Consider the following 3,411-nt stretch of genomic DNA (forward strand, 5'->3'; position numbering starts at 1 on the left):
CCGGGGGCGTGGTGGGCCACACGGGGGCGTCCAGCGGGTGGACGTCCGCCTCCGGTCCGGGGAGGTCCGACGCGGATACGCCCGCACCCGGCACGTCCACGGTGTGCTGCTCGAAGGGGGTCACGCACAGCCGCAGCCCTTCGAGGCTGAGTTCTCCGCCCTCGCCCCGGACGGTGACCTCCGATCCGGGGGCGGCGATGACGTGCAGGCGCAGACCGAATTCCAGGTCGCCCGCCGAGGTGGGACGACGGGACGCGTCACCCGAGCCCAGCGCCGCGGTGAGGAGCTCCATGAGGACCTCCATGCCGGCACCGGACAGGTCCAGACGGGTGACCTCCGGCGTGGGTTCGCCCAGGAGCGAGCGGATCTGCTCGGCGCCCGCGCGACGCCAGTGCGCGGAGGACTCGGCCGCGTCGCGCAGGCGGGCCTGCTGGGCACGGTGGTCCCGCACGGGTTCGGGAGGGCGCGCGCCGGGGTGCTCGGTGACGGTGCTGCGGTCGGGTTCGCCCTGCCACCAACTGGTGGTCACCGCGACGCCGTCGTCGACACGACCCTCCAGGTGACGGGCGGGCTGAAGGGCGAAGGCGGCGGTGGCCAGGGCGTCGGCGCGGTCCGGTTCGGCCTCCTCGAACCAGCCGGCCAGGCGTAGCAGTGCTGCGCGGCCGTGCCGTGGCACCGGCCGGCCACCGATGCCCTGTCCTTCGTCCGCGCGGTCGTTCGCCCACTGGTTGAGTCCCACAACTCAGCAGACTAGAGACCTCTCGGGCCCGCCACGCCCGGTTCGGCCGCCTTCGACCCCGGTGAGATTCCCCTCCACCTGTTCTGAACAGGTCATTCGCGCCGTTTGGGTTCTTTGTAAGGATTCTGCGAAGACGGAGCGGGACCCCGTCGCCGCGTCGCGCTAGCTCGGGAGTGCGAGCCGACCGTCGTCGGCCCCTTCCAACGCCGCACGGGTCTCGTCCGGCATGGCGTCGTAGTCGGTGACCGTGTAGGTGGAGAAGTACGAGGTCCCGTCGATCTCGACCGGGTCACCGAGCTCGACGGTGATGTCGTAGGGGTCGTCCTGGCATCCCTGGTCCATGCACCAGGTCCCCAGGATCTCGCCCTCGCCACGGGCGCGCCGCTCATCCCACTGGTCCCACTCCATGTCGGTGAAGGTGGTGAACTCGGTGGCCACGTACTCCTCGGGGCGTTGGTCGTCGAACCCCTGCTCGTCTCCGTGGAAGTTCCGGACCTGGACGTCCCCCTCGGCCGCGGCGCCCTCGCCCTCGTCGCCGTTCTCGTCGTCGCCGTCGTCCCGGTCGTCCTCCTCCTCGGTCCCCTCCATGGTCGGAGCCTCCTCCGGGTCCGAACCGTCCTGGTCGCCGCAGGCCGAGACCGCCAGCGCCAGAATCGCCCAGATCAGTAGTGCACGCCTCATGTCGCCTCCTTGATCGCACCCATCATCCCGACAGGACGACGGAAGGCCCCCCGGCACACGCCGGGGGGCCTCCGAACAGCTCTGTTACGTCACCGGGACCGCGAGGGCCCCGTCGGGTTCCGACTACTAGTAGTAGCCGTTGCCCTCGTCACCCTTGTCGTGACCCTTGTCGTGCTCGTCAGCCTTGTCGCCACGGTCGTGGTCGATGTTGGTGCTGACGGGGCCGTTGACGCAGTCACCGGCGGTCTGCGGCGACAGGATCGGCACGTTGGCGCCGACCAGGCCGACGGCCAGCTCGGTGTTGCACAGCTGCACCGGAACCAACTGCAGGTTCTGGTTGAACTGCTGGTCACCACCGTGCGAGGCGGACGCCGGGGCGGCCGCGAGCATGGCGCCGAAGGCGAGACCGGCGATCGCGGTCGCGGCCGTGAACTTGCGCAGCATCGGCTGACCTCCTAGTCGATGTTGGTGCTGACCGGGCCGTTGACGCAGTCGCCCGTGGTCTGCGGCGACAGGATCGGGGCGTTGACGCCCGCGAGGAGACCGACGGCCAGCTCGGTGTTGCACAGCTGGACCGGGATGGCCTGCAGGTTCTGGTTGTACTGCTGGTCGCCACCGTGCGAGGCGGACGCCGGGGCGGCGGCCAGCATGGCGCCGAAGGCGAGACCGGCGATGGCGGTGGCTGCGGTGATCTTGCGCATTTTCAGGATCTCCTAGTCGATGTTGGTGCTGACGGGGCCGTTGACGCAGTCGCCGGTGGTCTGCGGCGACAGGATCGGCACGTTCACACCGACCAGGCCCACGGCTGCGCTGGTGTTGCACAGCTGCACCGGGACGGCCTGCAGGTTCTGGTTGTACTGCTGGTCACCACCGTGCGAGGCGGACGCCGGGGTGGCGGCCAGGACAGCGGAGAAAGCGGCACCAGCGACGAGGCCGGCAACACCGAGCTTACGCAGCATTGAATTACCCTTCGAAAGAATGTGAGATATAATCTCGGTCGAGCTAATTGCCGGAACTAGCTGATGTTGGTGCCGACGGGGCCGTTCACGCAGTCGCCGGTGGTCTGCGGCGACAGGATCGGCACGGTGACGGCGACGAGACCGACGCTGCCGGTCAGGTTGCAGGACTGCACCGGAACCAGCTGCAGGTTCTGGTTGAACTGCTGGTCACCACCGTGCGAAGCGTGCGCGGGGGCCCCCATGAGGAGCGCGCCCATCGCGGCACCAGCGACCAGGCCAGCAGCGGTCAGCTTCTTGATCATGTTTCCCCCGGGAATTCAGGCGAGGCATTGACAGAAAAAGACGCAGGCGCTTGTTGCACCTGTGTCGCGGTGGACTGAGGTAATCATGATCCGGACCCTGTTTTTTGTCAACGCCGAAACCCGAGATGCATTTGTCCAAATTGCCGGCCACATTCCTTTCGCCCGAGATCTCAAAAAGGGCAATGCGGTGATTTTTCATCCTTCCACGACACCGACATGGCCTGCGAAGATGACCCAGAGTGACTAGTCCGTTGCTCCAGAGTGATCATCCCGCAACCACCCGAATCCCGTGACCCAGGGTGATCGCCCCGCCCAGGGTGACCATCCGGAGTCGACACGCCGGACTCCCCCACCACCCCGCGCCCCCGGAGGAGGACGCCGGCGACGCGACGGCCGGGACCGCGGGCGGCACTCCTCACCACGTCGAGGCCGTAGGACTCCCTCAGGGGCGTCGAGGAACGGCCTGGCAGGCGCACAGGGAGCGCGGGGCGCCCGCCGCCCTCTGATGCGGGGGGAGTCCCGACAGCCGCACGGCGCGCATGGCACCCGCGCTTCGGAAAGCCGAAGGACGAGGCATGGGGGCGCACCGTGCGCGCGGCGTCCGCACACCGGCAAGGCCGAGGGAGAGGACACGGGGAGCGCGTGCTGGTCGCGCACCCGCAGGGCGGGACGTGGGGGGCGCACGGCGCGCGGGCGCCGATCGCACACCCGGAGGCCGAGGGGTGGGGCG

The 3,411-nt window shown here is 69.1% G+C and carries 6 protein-coding genes; all 6 read right to left on the reverse strand.

Annotated elements, in window-relative coordinates:
- Positions 1-739: DUF2397 family protein (locus DSY14_RS27330; RefSeq protein WP_211719484.1), on the reverse strand; the 739-nt coding region annotated here is incomplete at its 3' end.
- A gap of 162 nt (positions 740-901) precedes the next feature.
- Positions 902-1,420 carry a hypothetical protein gene (locus tag DSY14_RS27335; protein ID WP_211719485.1) on the reverse strand — a complete coding sequence of 173 codons (519 nt, stop codon included), beginning with the start codon at positions 1,418-1,420 and terminating at the stop codon, positions 902-904.
- Positions 1,421-1,546: 126 nt separating this feature from the next.
- Positions 1,547-1,864 carry a hypothetical protein gene (locus tag DSY14_RS27340; protein ID WP_211719486.1) on the reverse strand — a complete coding sequence of 106 codons (318 nt, stop codon included), beginning with the start codon at positions 1,862-1,864 and terminating at the stop codon, positions 1,547-1,549.
- An 11-nt stretch (positions 1,865-1,875) separates the two neighbouring features.
- Positions 1,876-2,121: a hypothetical protein gene (locus DSY14_RS27345; protein ID WP_211719487.1), complete on the reverse strand. Its 246-nt coding sequence runs from the start codon at positions 2,119-2,121 to the stop codon at positions 1,876-1,878.
- A gap of 12 nt (positions 2,122-2,133) precedes the next feature.
- Complete coding sequence (locus DSY14_RS27350; protein ID WP_211719488.1) at positions 2,134-2,379, reverse strand: hypothetical protein; 246 nt, start codon at positions 2,377-2,379, stop codon at positions 2,134-2,136.
- A gap of 56 nt (positions 2,380-2,435) precedes the next feature.
- On the reverse strand, positions 2,436-2,681 hold the full coding sequence (locus DSY14_RS27355) for a hypothetical protein (RefSeq protein WP_017578673.1): 246 nt from the start codon (positions 2,679-2,681) through the stop codon (positions 2,436-2,438).
- Positions 2,682-3,411 lie beyond the last annotated feature (730 nt).

Origin of the sequence: Nocardiopsis sp. MG754419 (assembly GCF_018207095.1) — a bacterium.
Taxonomy (GTDB): Bacteria; Actinomycetota; Actinomycetes; order Streptosporangiales; family Streptosporangiaceae; genus Nocardiopsis.